We start from the raw sequence: 17,147 nt of genomic DNA, 5'->3' as shown, positions 1-17,147 counted from the left end.
GGATCCGGCCTCTGAACCCGCGCGCCGCCGGTAGCGTCGTGCTGGGAAGGATCTGGTGTTCGACGCCGGCCTGTCAGGCCGCCACCGGTCAGACCCGCCGGCCGATTCATGAGGAGCCGGTTCATCAGGAACCGAACGGGGGAAGCATGACCGGCACCGACTACGCGCAGCACTTCGGTCATGGCGTGCGAGCTCTGGAGGCGTACGAACGCGAGGGGAGGCCTGAGCAGGCCGATGTCGCGCAGAAGGCGTTCACGTACGCCCTTCGGTCCGTTCCCGCGGATCTCCCGGAGACCACCCGTGACCGTTACCGCGCTGCAGCTCTAGGAAACCTGGCCGGGGTCTGGTACGCGCGGAGCGCGCGCACCGGTGCCGTGCACGCGGTGCTCCAGGCGATGCGCCACCTGAACGAGGCGTTCCCCCTGTGCGACGACGAAGCGATGACAACTGGCCTGGCGTCAGCCTGCCGCCTCTTGCTGCGCCTGCTACCGAAGCACGATCTCGGCGAACTCACCGAAGCCCTCATTCTGCTGCGGGAATTGAAGGAACGCGACGCCATCCGAGGTGGTGCCCGGAACTTCGACGTCATGGTCGCTCTCCTCTTCACCTACGAGGAGCGGCTGGGCAGGCGCGAGCACGAGGGGGACCGCCTTGCCGTGGCGGAAATCGCCGAGGAGACGGCGCGGATCGCGGTGGAGCAGGACCGGGAGGACGCCGCGCGTCTCCTGAAGACCGCGGCCGCGCGCTTCCTGGCCCTGGCCGATCACCCTGGTGAGGGTGCGGGTGAGGAATACGCCCGGAAGGCTCTGAATCTGGCGGCGGAGGCCTGCGCCCACTGCGAGCCGGGATCGGACGATCATCGCCTGTACTCCTTCGACTGGGCGCTGACCGCACTGATGTGCCTGAGCAAGAACGAGAACCTCCCCGACGCGCAGATCGAGCGCATGCTGCCGCTCCTGCACGAGAGCGTCCACCACGAGGTGGCCTCCGACGCAGGCTCCCGCTCAGACTCCCACTTGCCGGAACTCGTGACGCAGTTGCTGGTGCGGTGGTGGGAGGGCAGCAGCAGAACGGACCGGCGTGCGGCAGCGGCGGCCCTTGCACACGCCGAGGCGGCGCTCACGACGCTCACCGACGACAGCCCTCGCCTCGTGCCCGCCCTTCATACGATCGGGATCCTGCTGCAGCATCGCTACTCCGAGGAGACCGGTTCCCTGGCCGATCTGAAACAGGCCGCCGTCTGCTTCCGGCGCATCATGGAGCTTTCCGCACGGGACTCGCACGACCACCGCGACGCTGCAGCACACCTGATGACGTGCCGTCTCGCGTCCCCGGGCAGCGGCCCTGTCCTGGATCTGATCCATCCCGACGACTTCCACGAGCCCGATCCCCGGGCCGACCCGGCGGAGGTGCTGGCCGCCGCCCAGGGCCTGCTGGACAGCGCCCGGGGCGTCTTCGGGAAGGAACTGGTCGCGCGGGCGCTCACCCTGCTGGGCCGGCTGGGGGCCGGAGACGGCCTGGATCCCGTCATGGCCGCGGATCACGCGCTGATCCTGGCGTCGGCACTGCTGAGGGAGTTGCCGCACCGGCCCTGCTCGCTGGCGCTCGGACGTGCGATGGACGTCCTCGAACGGGCGGCCGCGGCGCAGCCGGAGGGCAGCGCTCGGCGTGCGGCACTGCTGGCGCAGATCGCCCGCTGCTGGCATGCGCGGTACGAAAGCAGCGGCAGCCCGCTCGATCTGGAGGAGGCGATCGAACTGGCCCGCGGCGCACGGAACATGCTGCCGGCAGGGGGACTTCATCACCGGGACGGCACCCGGCAGCTGGGCTTGCTGCTCCTCATCCGGGACAGGCGCTCGGAGGAAGGGCTGCGGCTGATCCGCGAGTGGGCCACTTTGGATGACTCCGAGGGGTCCGCGGAGGCCGCCGCCGACTGGTCCCGCAGCGCGGCCGGCGCGGGGGCGTGGGAGGAGGCATCGACGGCGGCGCAGATCGCTCTCCGGCGGGCCCTGACCCGCCTGGAGGATGCCGGCGGCAGCCTGGAGGACCGGCTCGCACAGATCCATGACGCCGAGGTCATCGCCGTCCAGGCGGCCCTCAGCGCGGTCCATGCCGGCGACCTGGCAACGGCACTGCGGAGCCTGGAAACCGTCGGGTCCCCGCGCACTTCGGGGCCCGGAGAGGGTCCGGATCTGCGGCCGCCTCCCGAAGGATGCGTCGTCGTCCACCTGTGTGCCTCACACGGGGCGAACATCCTCGCTCTGGGCGTGGACGCTTCAGGCCGGACCGAGGCCCTGTGGCTCCCCGTCTCCGGCGAGGACGTGACCGGCCAGGCGGGCCTCTCGGGACTGGCCCAGGGCGACACCCCGGACCCCGCCTGGTACCGGCAGACGGTGGACGTACTCGCCGGCTGGGCGGGCGAGCGTCTACTGAAACCTGTGCTGGAGAAGTGGCCCGCCTCCTGGCTCTGCGTGATTCCGCACGGCGCGCGTCTCGGATCGCTGCCCCTGCACGCCGCGTGGTGGCCGGACCCCGCACTGCCGGAGGGACGACGCCACGTCGCGGACGCTGTACTGGTCACCGTCGCGAGCGGCGCCAGGCGGCCGAGGGCGGGCGAGCCGTATCCCGGCGAACCGGGCAGCATCCTCGCGGTCGCCGATCCGGAGCCCATGCGCGAACAGCCGCTGCCCGGGGCCCGCCGCGAGGCCGAAAGAGCGGTGCTCCACTTCGCCCGTTCCACCCTGCTGACGGGCACGGACGCGCGCCGCACCGCGGTTCTCGCCGCCCTCCCGGGAGCGGACGTCGTCCATCTGGCCACCCACGGCCGCACCGACCCGCTCCGCCCCCTCGTCAGCGAGCTGGTCCTGGCCGGCGAAGAGACCCTCAGCATGGCCGAGCTGCTGGAGCAACCCCTTTCGGGTACCCGCCTGCTGGTGCTCTCCGCGTGCTCCCTCGGCCAGGGAGGAATCTTCTTCCTGGGCCCCCGGCCGACGGGCTCACTGGTGCAGGCCCTGCTGCGTACGGGCGTGGGCGGCGTCGTGAGCAGCATGTGGCGAGCGCCTGACGAGAGCAGCAGCCTGTTGATCGACCGCTTCTACCAGTTGTGGCGCTCCGGCTCCTGTTCGCATCCCGCCGAGGCGCTGCGCAAGGCCCAGCTGTGGCTTCGCGACGTCACCAACGGCGAGCTGGGCGGCACGCCACCCGCCTCGCCGGCGGCGAGGCGCTTCTGGGAGACAACCCGTCCTTATCAACATCCCGTCCACTGGGCGGCGTTCGGCTACGCGGGAGTGTGAGAGATGACGCCCACCGATGAGTCCGGCGGATCCGACGAGTCCAGAGAATCCGTCGAATTCGATGAATTCAGCAAGTCCGATGAGTCCGATGAACTCGACGAGTCCGACGAGTCCGACGAGTCCGACGAGTCCGACGAGTCCGACGAGTCCGACGAGAGAATCCTCGAATGCGCTCGGGCCGTCCGCGCGGAGCTTCCCCGGCTCATCGGCCCGCTCGCCGCCGAGCGCAGCCGGGAGCTGGACGCACGCTTGGCACAGGCCCTGGCCCGTCCCGGCGACGTCGGCACCGTCGAGCGGATCCTTCTGGTGCTGCAGAGCGAACCGGAACTCCGCACCTGGACAGCCCATTTCCTGGAATCCGGGAACCCGCCGCGGTACACCGAGCGGGGGGACTACCAGCCGCTGCCGGGCTCCGGCGAGGCGGTCCCGGCCACCCGGTACTCCTGCCCCGATCGCGACTTCGCCTGGTACCGGGCTTTCCTCGACGAGTCCCCGCCCCGCTGCCCGACCCACGGCCACCCCCTCGTACGGGAGGACCCTCCGTCGTGCTGAACCGTTTCCTGGACGCGGTGGCGGACCGCCTGGCCAAGGAATGGCTGGTGATCGGCGCCCAGTCGCTGGTCTTCTGGGCGGGCGGCTTCGCCGCCGTGGCCTGGGGCACCGGCCGCTCCCCCGCCGACCGCCTGCACGCACTCGCACCAGGCGCTCAGGCCCTCATCGCGTCCGCGGTGCTGCTCGCCTTCGTGCTGTCCGGGGCCGCCGTCCGCCGGCTGACCCCCGTCGTCCTGACCTTCCTGGAGGGATACGGCTGGCCCGGCCGGCTGCGGCGCTACGGGACAGCACGTCAGGAAGCCCGCCGGTACCGGCTGCGGGAACGCTGGGAGCGACTGCACGCCGCCCTCGGCGGCGCGGCGCAGCCCGTCGCCCCGGACACGTACGACGCCTTCGCACGGACCGATGCCGCCCTGCGGCGCATACCCGGTGCCCCCGAACGGCAACTGCCCACCTGGGTCGGCAACACCCTGCGCGCGGCGGAACTGCGGCCCTACCAGAAGTACGGCCTGGACGCGGTGAAATGCTGGCCCCACCTCTGGCTGGTGCTGCCCGCCGAGGCCCGTGACCAGATCGCCCGGGCCCGCGCCGCGCTGGACTCCGCGGTCTCCGCGCTGATCTGGTCCGCCGGATTCGTCGTCTGGACACCATGGGCCGGATGGGCGGCGCCCGTCGCCGCCGTGGCCGCGACGGCGGTGTACCACGGGGCTCTGCGCCGCCCGTGCGCGGTACTCGCGGATCTTCTGGAGGCGTCGTACGACCTGCACCGCACGGCCCTGTACACGGCACTGCGCTGGCCCCTGCCGACGGACCCGGCGCACGAGCGCGAGTCGGGCAGGCTCCTCACCGCCTATCTGTGGCGGGGCTCGGACGCGCCGGTCCCCGTCTTCACCTCATCGCCCGACGCACCGGAGCCCCACTGATGACCGAAGAGACGTCACCATCCCGGACGGACCACCACGGGGCCCGCACGCCGGAGGAATTCGCCTTGATCCACGAGGACGTGCTGCGTGTGCTCGGCGAGCATCCCCAGGCGGACACCCTGCTGCGCCGGCTGGCTCAGTCCCCGAACCCGCGCACCCTGAGCGCTGTGGGCGAGAAGCTGCTGCGGCAGGAACGCCCGGAGGAGGCCGCGCAGGTATTACGCGAAGCCTTGCGCCTGGCCGGCGACGAAGCACTCTCCGCCGAGGACGAAGCACCCTTCGCTGAGACCGTCACCAACCTGGGCGTCGCACTGCTCATGTCGGACCGGCTGGACGAGGCCGAACCCGTGCTCCGCAGAGGCGCCGAGCTGGGCAGCCCCCTCGCGGCCACCAACCTGGCCGCCCTTCTCCTGCGCCGCGGGGATCCACAGGGCGCCGAACGGCTCTGCGCGAGAGCAGCGGAGGCCGGGGACCTCGCCTCCGTCCTGAACCTCGCCACCATCCTGCACGGCACCGGGCGCCATCACGAGGCTCACGACCGGCTGCGCACGGCGGCCGAGAGCGGTGAGCTGCCGGCCGCCGCGCTGCTGGGCTCCTTCCTGGCGGAAGAGACACCCGCGCAGGACCTGCCGGCCGCACGGCACTGGCTCACCATGGCGGCACGCTCGGGCGACACCGGCAGCGAACTGCGGCTGGGGCGGCTGCTGGCCTCGGCCGGTGACCGCGAACAGGCCCGGCGATGGCTCACCCGCGCCGCCGAGAAGCTCGGCAGGCAGGACAAACCCAGGCAGGGCAAACCAGGGAACGGCATGAGGCAGGAGGGCGGACCACGGCCGACCGGAGGCGATGACTTCACGATGCGGGTACCCGGGCCCTCCGGATCCTCGCCGTCAGCTCAGGCCGCGTATTTCCTGAGCCGGCTTCATGGTGAGGAAGGCGACACCGAGGAGGGACTGCGCTGGCTGCGCCTGGCCGCAAGGGCTCGCGTGCCCGAGGCCGTTCTGCAATGCATGGACCTCAACGAGGAGGAAGCCCGGAACGACGAGGACATGATGTGGGCCGGGCTCACCGGGGCCGAACCCGGAGACTCGGACGAACAGACCCTCACGAACACGTCCGACGGGAACGGCCCGCCCTTGCCGGACGCGATCCGGCAGGGACAGTGGTACCTGCTGCCGGAGCAAGGCCTCGCACTCCGAGAAACACAGGGAAACCAGGACCTGCCTACGGAGCTGATGGTCGGCGGGTGGCGGCTCGACGAGGACGGGCGCTGCGGGCCCTTCGAGCCCAATCCTCACTACGTGCCGGACAGCGCGGCGAAGCCGACCGATCCGTTGCACGCGCTGCTGCGCCTCTTCGCCCAGGGCAAAGGCCAGGGCTCGGTCGACCGGTTCCAAGCACTGCTGCGCCACACCGTCCTCGAGGTCGCCTGCGACGATCAAGGCCAACCGCTCCTGGTATCCGCCCCGGACGGGACGCCGTGTCTGCCGGTCGTCACCGCGGCCCTCCACGCACGGCGCCTGCCGCCCGCTCGCTGGGAGCGCGTACTGGGGAGGGCTCTGCCGGAGATCGCGCCCGCCGACGTGGACATCCTGCTCAACCCGGGTGACGGAGCACAGCTCCGCCTGCTGACCGAGCCACTGCGCCGCTGACGAAGGACCGGTTCAGGCCGGCCCGCCCGGGACGGACGAGCCCGCCGGCAACGGCCGATCGCCGCCTCACGTGACCCGGATCGGCACAACCTCACCAGTCCGAAACTCACCCACGTACTTTCATCCCCCGCATTGCCCGGCGCACACGCCACCCGCTTGCATGGATTGCCGATATACCGCAGATGGGGGGAATCATGCGTCCAAGAACATTCAGAACATGCAGAACATACAGATCGCCACGAAACGGCTTAACAGGTGCGGCAACGCTGATCGGCGTTGCCGCACTCGTCGTTTCCGCAGTTCCGGCAGCCAGTGCCGCGCCGGTGGCGCCCGCGGGCCCGGGAGAGGTGATCCCGGGGCAGCGCACCGCCACCCCCGGGCTGGTGAGCGGCATCCGGGAGCCGGTGGCGGCGAAGGGAAGCGCCGCCGACGCGGCGCTCGCGCATCTCGCGGCCAAGGAGAGCCGCTACCGGATCGCCCGCCCCGATCGCGATCTGAAGCCCGTACGGACCACGGCCGCCGATCGCACGGAGACCGTGCGGCTGAAGCAACAGCACCGGGGCGTGGACGTCCTCGGCGGGGAGTACGTCGTCCGGATGGAGAACAAGGGCGGCGAGCGGGTCGTCACCGGCACGTCCGGCAGGTACTTCACCGGTCTGAAGGTCGCCACCGAGCCGGAAGTCGACGCGCAAGCCGCGGTCGAGCTGGCGGTGAGCGCGGTCGAGGAACAGCTCGGCCCGCAGCGGGACGACGGTCCGGACGACGTCAAGGAGCCGCTGACCGGCACCGCCCGCGGCCTCGTCGTCCTTCCCCGCGGTGCCGGCGTGCTCACCCAGCACGTCACCGTGCGGGGCACCGACCCGGCCACCGGGCAGCCGGTGCTGAGCGAGGTGTACATCGAGGCGAGATCCGGCTACCCGGTCCTCCAGTACAGCGGCATCAAATCGTTCACCACTCCACCGCGGACGCCGAAGACCGGGAGCACGGCCCGGTCAGGGACGTCCGCCACGAAAGACGGCGCCACGGGCAGGACAGGCGGGACGGACGGGACGAAGGGTTCCGGCGTCCGGCTCGACGGGAAGACCGTCGAGCTTCAGGTCGACCGCGACGAAGCGCGCAAGGAGTACGTGACGCGCGACCGCAGCCGGACCACGGCCGGCAGCGACAAGAACCTGATCTCCACCTGGGACGGCCGCGGCCGCTCCTGGCACGACACGGTGGGCAAGTGGCCCATTCCCGACCTCAAGGAGTTCGGCTCACCGACCCCGGACTTCGGCCGGGAAGCCACCGACCTCGGCGTGGTGGACGCCCACTGGGCCGCGGGCAAGGTCCACGACTACTACAAGAAGGTCCACGGCCGGGACGGCCTCGACGGCCGGGGCACGCCCGTCAACTCCGTCGCGGGCCTGGCCATGGAGAACGCCTACGCCGCCTGGGACGGCAGCAAGGCGATCTACGGCGTCGGAGACAAGGACTACCGCCCGTACCCCTCCGCCCTCGACGTCGTCGGCTACACGCTGACGCACGGCGTCATCGAGAACAGCGCGAGCCTCGTCCCCGCGGCCCAGTCCGGCTCCCTCGGAGAGGCCATCGCCGACTACTTCGGCAACGCCGTCCAGACCGACGTGTACGGACTCCCCATGGACAGCCCGGACTCCGGTCTGCTGGGCGAGACGCTCTGCCGGACGAAGGACCCCCGCGCCTGCGCCGCCCGCGACATGAACGACGGCCGGACCACCTCCAAACACTTCCGCGGTGTGGCGTTCTCGAACGACAACGGCGGCGTCCACCTCAACTCCACCATCTTCTCGGGCGCCCTCTGGGACATCCGCGAAGACGTGGCCCCCGCCCTCGCCGACAAGATCGTCTACAAGGCGCTCACGGAGTACATGACCCCGCTGGACGGCTTCACCGAAGGCCGCAACGCGGTCATCGCCGCCGCCAAGGACCTCAAGGCCTCCGACAAGAACCTCAAGGTCTCTGACAAGGACCTGAAGGCCGTCGAGCGGGCCTTCAACGCCCACGGCATCGTGCCCGGCTGGGAGCTCGCCCTGGGCGTGGACTCCGACCAGCTCTTCGCCGGACTCAACGCCGATGCCGCAGCCGGCGCGGGCGGCGGCTGGTGGGTCACGTCGAAGTCCAACGACGACGGCTCCGAACCGTACTCCGTCTGGGCCGGCCGCACGGACGGCACCGGCGCACCCAGACTGATCAGCCCCAACGACGGGCGGTACCACACGGGCGCCGCCACCGACGGCAAGACCGTGGTGTGGAAGGCGTCCACGCCCAACAGGGCACTTGAGATCCTGGCCCGGCCGCTCGCCGGAGGCCCCATCAAGAAGCTGTTCACGTTCAGCCCCTACCGGACCAGCATCACCTCGATCCACGTCGAAGGGAAAGTCGTCGCCTTCACCCTCCACCGGTACCGCGTCGGCAGCCGCGTGGTCTACCTGCGGATGGGCGAGACCGACCCCGTCTTCATCGAACCGTCCGGCAGCGGCGGGCCGTACGCGGGCACGAGGGACCCCTCGCTCAGCAACGGCCGGATCGCCTTCTCCGCGTTCCGCCGCGACACCCGCGACATCGAGGTCCTGGACGTCGCGACCGGCAAACGGACGGTGATGCAGCAACTCGGCAAGCCGCTGTCGCTCGGCGCCACGGCCATCACCGGCACCCACGTCTACTGGCTGGCCGGCCACGACCCGGAATACTCCGTGTACGCGGTGCGCCGCGCGAACCTCGACGGCACCGGCGTCGTCGACATCAGCCCCGCTGCGGGCAAGGACGCATTGCGAGGCACGGCCCTGACCGCCACCGACGAAGCGGTGACCGTCTCGGCGCGGACTCCCGACGAGAAGATCCAGAGGCTGTGGCAGCTCTCCCCCGACGGCTCGCGCCTCGGGCGGGTCACCTGCAACCGAGGCGAGCAGCTCGGCTTCGCCTCGGCGGGCGGCAAGCAGGTGGTCTGGATCGACCCGACCACCGGCTACAACGACCTGGTCACCCGCTCCCGCCCGGCAGGAACCTGCAGTTGACCTGAGGATGCGGATGAGTCTCCAAGTCGCGGGCGAGCCGGCGATGACCGGCTCGCCCGCGATGGAACGCTCGCTACGCATCAGGCGCCGGGTCCTGCCCCTCAGCTCAGCAGGTCGGCAGGTCAGCAGCTCACGGCTATCTCGGCGACCTTCGCGCGTGACATAGCTGCGGGCGGTGACAGGAGGATGGGAGACCCGGCCGATCGGTGCCGGGAGTGACTCGACGAGGGTGTGCGGATCGCAGTCGTAGAAGTAGACCAGCGAGGTCAGCTCTTCGGCTGCGGCATCGAGGGGCGGGGCCTGAACGCGGTGACGGCCGGCGCGCCAGCGGTCACCCGTCCAACGAGCCATCAGGTCACCGATGTTCACGGTGAGGGCATCCGGCGTGTACGGGGCGTCCTGCCAGCCGTTCTCCTCCGTGTGGACCTGCAGGCCGCCCTTGCCCTGCTGGCGGTCCAGGATGGTGATCGTGCCGAAGTCGGTGTGGGGACCCACGCGGAACTGACCCGGCTCCGGCGCTCCCGTCACGGTGATCGCGGGATACCAGTTGAGGGTGAGGGTCCAGTCGGGGCGAGCGGTGTGGCGGGTGAAGAAGTCGAGGGGCTGACGCAGGGCGGCCGCCAGCAACTGCAGCAGTTCGTCGGCCAGCGCGCGCATGCGGTGGGTGTAGTCCACGACCAGACAGTGCAGGAAGGGAAGAGGAGGGAAGTGGGAAGAGCCGGGCCGGGACGGCCAGGAAGCCGGCAGGAGGTGGCCGTGGCCGGCCCCGGTGTGGTGGGGGCACGGGCCCACCGACCAGGTCTCCACCAGGTCGGGCGGCGTCACCGCCCCCTCCGCCCGGCCGGCGGCCACGGCTTCGGACCCGCTCCAGCCGTACTGCCCGATCTCCCCCAGGAACGGCGTCTTGGCCTCGGCCGGCTGCTGGAAGAAGGCGCGGGCAGCAGCGCGGATCCCCTCGGGAAGGTCGCGGTGGATCCCGTGTCCGGTGACCAGCAGGAAGCCGGACTGCTGGAGGGCCCGGTCGACGGTGACGGCGAGGCGGTCCCGCGCCTGCGGGCGGCCTGCCCGCCAGGTGCAGAGGTCGATCGTGGGGATACCCGGCGTACTCGTGGACGGGCTCGTCAACGGGGTCGTGGTCGGGCTCGTGGACGTATCCATGGAGTGAGGCTCTTCCGTTCTCGCGGCAGAAGTGACTGACCCGGTCAGCGTCGCCGAGAGGCACGACTCCCTCGCAGCTACATGGCAGGGAACGGGAGAAACCGGCGTCTGCGGCGGAGATGCGGCAGATTCCGGCAGCTCCGGTCCCACGGTACGGAAGGGCACAGCGCAACACCCCTATCGTGGAGGCACGAGAAGCCGGGCACGGCGCGGGGCGTACGCGAAGGGTGGTGCGTCGTGCATCGCACGTCGTGCGTCGCGCGCAGTACGAGTTCGGGGGCGTGGCAGATGGGTTCGGGCACACTCGACGCGGTGGATCAGGGGCTGCTCAGGGCGCTGCAGCTCGACGGCCGTGCCGCGTTCAGCCGCATCGCCCGCCAGTTGGGCGTCTCGGAACGCACCGTGGGCCGCCGCTACGGCGCGCTGCGCGCACTCGGGCTGCGGGTCGTCGGCCAACCCGTCCCGGCCCGGCTGGGGATGACCTGCTGGCTGCTGCGCATCCAGTGCACCCCCGACTCCGCGGGCACCATCGCCGGGGCCCTGGCCCGCCGCGCCGACACCAGCTGGATCTCGCTCGCCTCCGGGGGCACCGAGCTCTACTGTGCGGTCACCACCCCCGGCCCGCACGAGCGCGACGCGCTGCTCCTGGACAAGCTGCCGCGCACCCCGCATCTGGTCCAGATCAGCGCGCACTGCCTGCTGCGCCTGTTCACCGACATCACCAGTACGTGGTACGCCACCGGGATTCCCTTCAGGCGGCGGGGTACGGGGGCGGGCGGCGCACCCCCACCGCGCTGCGATGTCATCGATCTCACCGCCCCTCTGGGGCTGGACGACATCGACCATGTCCTCGTCGCCGCGCTGGCGGAGGACGGCCGGGCGGGACTACCGGAGCTCGCCGCAGCCGCCGGGTGCTCGCCCTCCAGCATCCAGCGTCGCCTCCAACGCCTCAGGTCACAGGGAGCGCTGGGGTTCTGTGTGGACTTCGCGCCCCGGCACCTGGGTTACCACCTGATGACCCACCTCTGGCTCCGGGTGGCGCCCGGCGAGCTCTCGGCGATCGGCCGCGCCCTGGCCTCTCACCCCGAGATCGCGTTCGCGGCCGCCACCACAGGCCCCCACAACCTCGTCGCGAGCGGTGTCTTCCGGGGGGACCACGACCTCTACGACTACCTCGACCGCCGCATCGGCAGCCTCGCCGGCGTCCAGGCCATCGTGACGGCCCCGATCCTGCGCGAGGTCAAGCGACTCACGCGGTGACCAAGGGACGGACGCCTACTCCGCAGCGGCGCCCCGCTCGATGATGATGCCGACCATGTGCCCACCGCTGTTCGGCCGTGGTTTCACTAGCTCCAGCCGCAGCCTCTGTACGGGAAACTCGTCGAGGATCATCTGCGCGGTCCGCTCGGCAAGCGTCTCGACGAGCTGGAACGTGCCGGCGCCTACGAACTCCCTCAAGCGTTTCGAGACGACGCTGTAGTCCAGCGCCTCGCGGAGGTCGTCACCCGCGGCGGCCGGAGTGATGTCCGTGGCGAGCTCGACGTTGATCACCACGATCTGCTCGACCTGCCGTTCCCACTCGGCGACGCCGATGAGGGTGGGGATCTCCAGGCCGCGGATGAAGACGGTGTCCATAGGAGGGTGCCTTTCTCCGATCCCAGCCGGGCCCGGTCCGGAACCTGAGCCGGGAACAGTGGTCCGGAACCCTTACCCGGAACAAGGGAGATCACCCTCGGGACAGCTATGTCTCCCTCACCCTTCGTCGAACACCAGGTCTTCGACGGGGTGTGTCATGCGGACGGTCTGCCCGTTGGTCACCTCGATGACGAAGTCCAGGCCGGTCGTGGAATGGCCGGTGGACAGGATGAAGTAGCGGTCCGCCTTGGAAGCCAGGAAGACGGGGAATCCGGTGAGGGAGGTGTCGCCCAGGCGCAGGTAGTCGACGAGACGGCGGAACAGCTTGGGGAGGATCACCACGTCCTCGGTGAGCGAGGACATCCCGGTGACCTTCGCTCCGGAGGTCGTCACGTCCTCCGGCCACAGCCCCTTGCCGGCCGCCTGTGCTTGATGGGCGGCGGCGGTCAGCTCCTCACGGAGATCGGGAAAGAGATTGCGGTAGTAGGTGGGGTACGCCAGGCCAGTCGTGATCATGTGGTGGTTGGCGGTGGTCCGCAGCAACGGCACGTCCACGTTGACCTCGGTGCCACTCGTCCCAGGAGGGGTGCCCTTGCCCACGAGGGAGACACAGCGGCCGTGAATATCCGCGCCCCGGGTGAAGATGAAGCCCGGCACTTCAGCAGGCGTGGCCGAAGTGACGGTCTCGTTCGGCTTGCGCTGCACGTTGGTGAAGCCGAGCCAGTCGAGCAGTTCCGCGGACGCGGCGTGTGCGTACTTCAGCGGCTGGTGGACCATCGGTCCGTTGCCCGCATAGTGCGTTTCCAGGGCGTCGATGGCATCGAGCCGCAGCTGCGTGCGCCCCTGACCATTGCGCTTGACCGGGTGGGCACCGTGCAGGAGGTCCCACTCCGCGGGGTTGTCGGGCGTGAAGTGGATGGAGTCCCCGTCCGGCTGGGCGTTGAGGATCTGGAACTTGCCTTGGATCAGCAGCATGCCCATGACGACTCCCATAGGGTGTAGATAGCGATAAAGGCCACTATGGGGACCGTAGTCTCGTACCTCCGGAGAGGCATGCCGACCGGGGCCTTACGGATGAACTCACCGATTTGGTGTTCCACCGTGGTTCACTGCGAACCGGAAGCGGAGCGGGAAAGCAGTGCGTGAGCCGTCTTGTAGGCGTCGAGGAAGTGCTCCCGGTCGACCCAGGACTTGGCCAGGGCGTAGCGGCGCCAGTCCTGGCGGGCGTCGAGGAGCTGCTCCGTGCGGATGTGGAAGTAGCGCTGCCGGCACCACAGCCCGTCGGCGCTGATGGCCCACTGCTCGTTCGGCAGCTCAATGAGCCGGCCGAGGTCTTGCTGCTCCTGTCCCGTCCGGGCGGCGATCGCCGTTCGGAGCGTCGCGACCAGCAGGCGCAGCAGCCCGTCGATGTCGCGCAGGCCGGCCGCCGCCGTTCCGGCGGAGGCTGTGCCGGGCATCGCCCCCGCCCGCCGGGCCGTGAGCCGGCGGGCCGCGGCGGATGCCTGCTCGTCCCGTGCCCAGGCGGTCGCGGCGACCGCCGTACCGCCCCTGTCCTCCAGCGTCAGGCGGAGGGTCTCGTCTCCGCTCCGGCCGGGTTGCACCTGGTTCTGCTGGCTCTGTTGGTTCGGTCGGTTCTGTTGATTCCGTTGGTTCGGTTGATTCGGTTGATTCGGTTGGTTCAGTTGATTCGGTTGGTTCAGTTGATTCGGTTGGTTCAGTTGATTCGGTTGGTTCTGCGCGGGGGCGGCGGTGCGGCGCAAGTCCAGGCGCAGCCACAGGTCGGAGCCCGGCAGACGCGTGCGCACGCCGCCGTTGTCCACGGCCTGCAGGCCGGCGGCCTCGTGGAGCAGGGCCGCCAGGCGTTCCGCGGTCGGTGTCCGCTCGGCTTCGCGGAGGAGCAGTTCCCGCCGCCGGTGGCGGTCGAGGAGTCCGTCCCTGCTGGTCTCGCCGAGGGTGTCGAGGCGGGCCCGCGCCGCGCGCATCTGGGCCTGGATGTCCGCCAGGTCGCTGGAGAGGGCGTCCTGTGTTCTCTGCATGCGGCGTTCGAACACCCGGCCGAGGACGATGAGGGGCACGATGAGGACGAGCGAGCTGCCGAACTGCAGCAGCAGTCCCGGCGTGTACTCCGAGCCCTGCATGAGCCATCCCCACACTACGAGTGCGAGGCCGCCCACCGTGGCGAGGGTGAGCACGACGATGTCTTTGGGCGGCCGCAAGCGGCTCGTCCAGGACGGCCGCCCGGGCAGACTCCAGCGATCGGTCACCGTCAGCCTCCCCCGTACGCAAACGTGCTCCGTTGCGCGTACCAACTGATAGTCCAGGTGCGATAGTTCAGAGTAAGGGTTCGGGCGCGGAGCGTAGCCTGTTCGGGCCGAAGTCCAAGGACCACGTAGTTCTTCCGGCCCGGAGCCCGGGTGGCCCACGACTTCTTGAGGGGGAACCGTGCTGGGATGTACTGCGGATCCCGGGTGCCGGGTCATCGGCATGCCGGTCGCCTACGGTCTGGAGACGTTCAAGGACCGCACGCACGAACGGGCCGAGGTGATGGCCCGGCTCAGCGACCCGCGGGCCCGTATGACGGCCATCATCGGGCGGCGCGGGATCGGCAAGAGCGCGCTCGCCGCCAAGGTGGCCGAGCAGCTGGCGAGCGGCGGGGCCGGTGGTGGGCGGGCGTGGGCGGGCATCGTCAACGTCAGCAGCCGGACGTCCGGCATCTCCCTGGAGCGGATCTACCATGACTGCGCCAGGCTGCCTGGCCCCGGCGTGACCGAGGACCTGCTGGAGGTGTGGACCAGCCAGCGGGGCACGCCCGACAAGGTGGCGCAGCTGTTCAGCGCGCTCTCCGGCGGGCCCTACCTGATCCTGCTGGACAACTTCGAGGACCGGCTCGACGACCGGGGAGAGCTGTGCGACCCGGAGCTCAGCGATTTCTTCGAGGTCTTCTTCAGAACGCAGCACGGGGCCAGGATCCTGATGACCACCCAGGTGCCCCTCGCCCTTCCCCCGGAGCTGCGCCGCTACCAGGCCCGCCTCTACCTCGACCAGGGGCTGCCCGTGCCGGACGCGGTCGAGCTGCTGTGCGAGCTCGACGCGGACGGGGAGACGGACATCGTCCGCGCCTCCCGGCAGGATCTGGAACGCGCCGTGCGCCGCGTCTACGGCGTGCCACGGGCCCTGGAGCTCATCGCCGGTGCGCTGAGCGAGGACTATCTGACGCTGCCCACGCTCGACGAAGTGCTCGACACCTTCGTCGAGCGCGGGGACGTCATCGCCTACCTCGCCCAAGACCGGTTCCAGCGGCTGGACGCGGAGAGCCGGCTGGTCCTGGAAGTACTCGCCGCGTTCGGCCGCCCGGCCTCGCGGGACGCCGTCTCGTGGGTGCTCGGACCCCTGGCGCCGGACGTCGACGTCCCGGCGGCGCTGGCCCGCCTCGCCTCGCACGGCCGGATGGTCACGGTCGACCGTGCCCGCCGCATGTTCGCGCTGCACCCCATGGACGCCGACTTCATCTACGGGGAGCTGCCGCGGGACGGCCTGCTCGGCTACCGGTCGCTCAACCGCCGTGTCGCCGGCTGGTACGCCCGGCAGAAGCCGGTCCGTGACCAGTGGCGGTCGGTGGAGGACGTACAACTGCACCGCTACGAGTTCGCCCACCGGATACGCGCCGAGGACTACGAACCGGCCGCGGTGGTCCTCGACGAGATCGACTACTTCCTCACCTGGCGCGGCTCCGTGGGCGCGGCGAGGGACATGCACCAGCAGCTCTCCGGGCGGCTGGACGACGACGAGACCAGGCTGGCCCACCTGGTCGGCTTCAGCGTGGCCCTGCTGGTCGGCGGTCCGCACCGCCAGGCCGCCCAGGTCCTGGCGGAAGCCGCCGGGCTCGCCGAACGCCTGGACGACCAGCCCCGCCTGGCGCAGGCGCTCTTCGCCCTGGGCGACACGCACCGTCAGCTCAACCAGCTCGACGAGGCCATCGGCCCGCTCCGGCGCGCCGTCGAACTCGAGGACCGGCTGGGCGACCCCGAGCGCCTCCTGCGCGCACTGATGAGCCTCAGCCTCACCTACAGCTACCGGGGCGAGGTCCGGGAAGCGCTGGAAGTGGCCGACACGATGCGTGTCAGGGCGCTGGAGCTCTCGATCGACCTCGGCCGCGCGCAGGCGAACGACTCGGCGGCCTGCGCGTATCTTGCCTCCGGCGACTGGAGCCGCGCCCTGGCCATGGCCGACGCGGCGATCGCCCTCTATGAGGAAGTGGGGGTGACGGAGGCGCTCGGGTACGTCCACAACGTCCAGGGCGTCGCCTTCCTGGGGCTCGGGGACGTGGAACGGGCCGAGGCCGAGTTCCTCCAGGCGAACACCGACGGCGCCGCCGTGGGATCACCCCGCACCGAAGGGATCTGCCTGTACAACCTCGCGTGGGCCCACTGGACGGTCGGCCGCTACGCCGACGCACTCACCGCCGCCGCTCGTTCGAAGGCGGCCTTCGAACGAGCGGCGGCGACCGGCACCGAGGTCGCCGACAACATGGCCCGCGCCGCGCGGGCGATGCTCGCGGGAGAGACGGACGAGACCGCACGGCATCTGCGGGCCGCCGCCGAGAAGTCCAAGGGAAATGCGGACTTCGTTCCTCCGGCCTGGTTGCTGGCGGAAGCGGAGCGGCTCGTGGCGGAGCGGCTGGCGACCGGCAGCGCTGACTGACTGACCACGGCCTGCCCCGGAGTACGGGTCGCTGCCGTCTTCCGGGGGAAGGATCCTTCGCGGCAGGCGTTCCTCCGGGCCGGGAAGCCGGGGCCCTGACCCGTAAAAGCCCCGGTACCCGGCACCCGGGCCCAGGCCGTGCCGTACCACTGACCGCACGCTCACCGCACGCTCCCGCACGCCGCTTCGACTCGGAAG

At 70.6% G+C, this 17,147-nt stretch carries 10 protein-coding genes and 1 pseudogene; 7 read left to right on the top strand and 4 right to left on the bottom strand.

Features of this window, described 5'->3' with window-relative positions; translation table 11 throughout:
- The first annotated feature begins 146 nt into the window (after positions 1–146).
- The 5 genes from B7P34_RS00305 (at position 147) to B7P34_RS00285 (ending at position 9,455) form a co-directional block, all read left to right on the top strand.
- Positions 147–3,293 (top strand): CHAT domain-containing protein, encoded by a 3,147-nt coding sequence (locus tag B7P34_RS00305; RefSeq protein ID WP_106673700.1) that lies wholly within the window; start codon positions 147–149, stop codon positions 3,291–3,293.
- A gap of 3 nt (positions 3,294–3,296) precedes the next feature.
- Positions 3,297–3,845, top strand: a complete 549-nt coding sequence (locus B7P34_RS37045; protein ID WP_189382260.1) for a hypothetical protein — start codon at positions 3,297–3,299, stop codon at positions 3,843–3,845.
- Positions 3,839–4,768 carry a hypothetical protein gene (locus tag B7P34_RS37040; protein WP_189382258.1) on the top strand — a complete coding sequence of 310 codons (930 nt, stop codon included), beginning with the start codon at positions 3,839–3,841 and terminating at the stop codon, positions 4,766–4,768. Before B7P34_RS37045 ends, B7P34_RS37040 begins: the two co-directional genes overlap by 7 nt.
- Before the next feature lie 65 nt (positions 4,769–4,833).
- The gene (locus tag B7P34_RS00290; protein ID WP_223267333.1) at positions 4,834–6,420 is read left to right on the top strand and encodes a type VII secretion system-associated protein; all 1,587 of its coding nucleotides are present in this window, start codon (positions 4,834–4,836) and stop codon (positions 6,418–6,420) included.
- A 347-nt stretch (positions 6,421–6,767) separates the two neighbouring features.
- The gene (locus B7P34_RS00285; protein ID WP_223267332.1) at positions 6,768–9,455 is read left to right on the top strand and encodes a M4 family metallopeptidase; all 2,688 of its coding nucleotides are present in this window, start codon (positions 6,768–6,770) and stop codon (positions 9,453–9,455) included.
- A 303-nt stretch (positions 9,456–9,758) separates the two neighbouring features.
- On the opposite strand, the pseudogene B7P34_RS39580 reads toward B7P34_RS00285, so the two are convergent.
- Positions 9,759–10,613: pseudogene (locus tag B7P34_RS39580) on the bottom strand (2-oxoglutarate and iron-dependent oxygenase domain-containing protein); the annotation flags it as partial.
- Between the two features lie 312 nt (positions 10,614–10,925).
- Here B7P34_RS39580 and B7P34_RS00275 point away from each other — a divergent pair.
- Complete coding sequence (locus B7P34_RS00275; protein ID WP_286157430.1) at positions 10,926–11,873, top strand: Lrp/AsnC family transcriptional regulator; 948 nt, start codon at positions 10,926–10,928, stop codon at positions 11,871–11,873.
- Positions 11,874–11,888: 15 nt separating this feature from the next.
- Here B7P34_RS00275 and folB read toward each other — a convergent pair whose 3' ends face one another.
- The 3 genes from folB to B7P34_RS37035 form a co-directional block, all read right to left on the bottom strand.
- A complete protein-coding gene (folB, locus tag B7P34_RS00270; RefSeq protein ID WP_106673694.1) occupies positions 11,889–12,248 on the bottom strand; it encodes a dihydroneopterin aldolase in 360 nt (119 codons plus the stop codon).
- 117 nt (positions 12,249–12,365) lie between these two features.
- Entirely contained in the window at positions 12,366–13,223 is an 858-nt protein-coding gene (locus tag B7P34_RS00265) for a thermonuclease family protein (protein WP_223267331.1), read from the bottom strand.
- A gap of 131 nt (positions 13,224–13,354) precedes the next feature.
- Complete coding sequence (locus B7P34_RS37035; protein WP_189382253.1) at positions 13,355–14,512, bottom strand: hypothetical protein; 1,158 nt, start codon at positions 14,510–14,512, stop codon at positions 13,355–13,357.
- Between the two features lie 178 nt (positions 14,513–14,690).
- Here B7P34_RS37035 and B7P34_RS00255 point away from each other — a divergent pair, with 178 nt between their 5' ends.
- Positions 14,691–16,949, top strand: a complete 2,259-nt coding sequence (locus tag B7P34_RS00255) for a tetratricopeptide repeat protein (RefSeq protein ID WP_146166661.1) — start codon at positions 14,691–14,693, stop codon at positions 16,947–16,949.
- Positions 16,950–17,147 lie beyond the last annotated feature (198 nt).

The sequence above is a fragment of the Streptosporangium nondiastaticum genome (genome assembly GCF_003011965.1).
Taxonomy (GTDB): Bacteria; Actinomycetota; Actinomycetes; order Streptomycetales; family Streptomycetaceae; genus Streptomyces; species Streptomyces nondiastaticus.
This window is presented reverse-complemented; position numbering and strand designations above follow the sequence as displayed.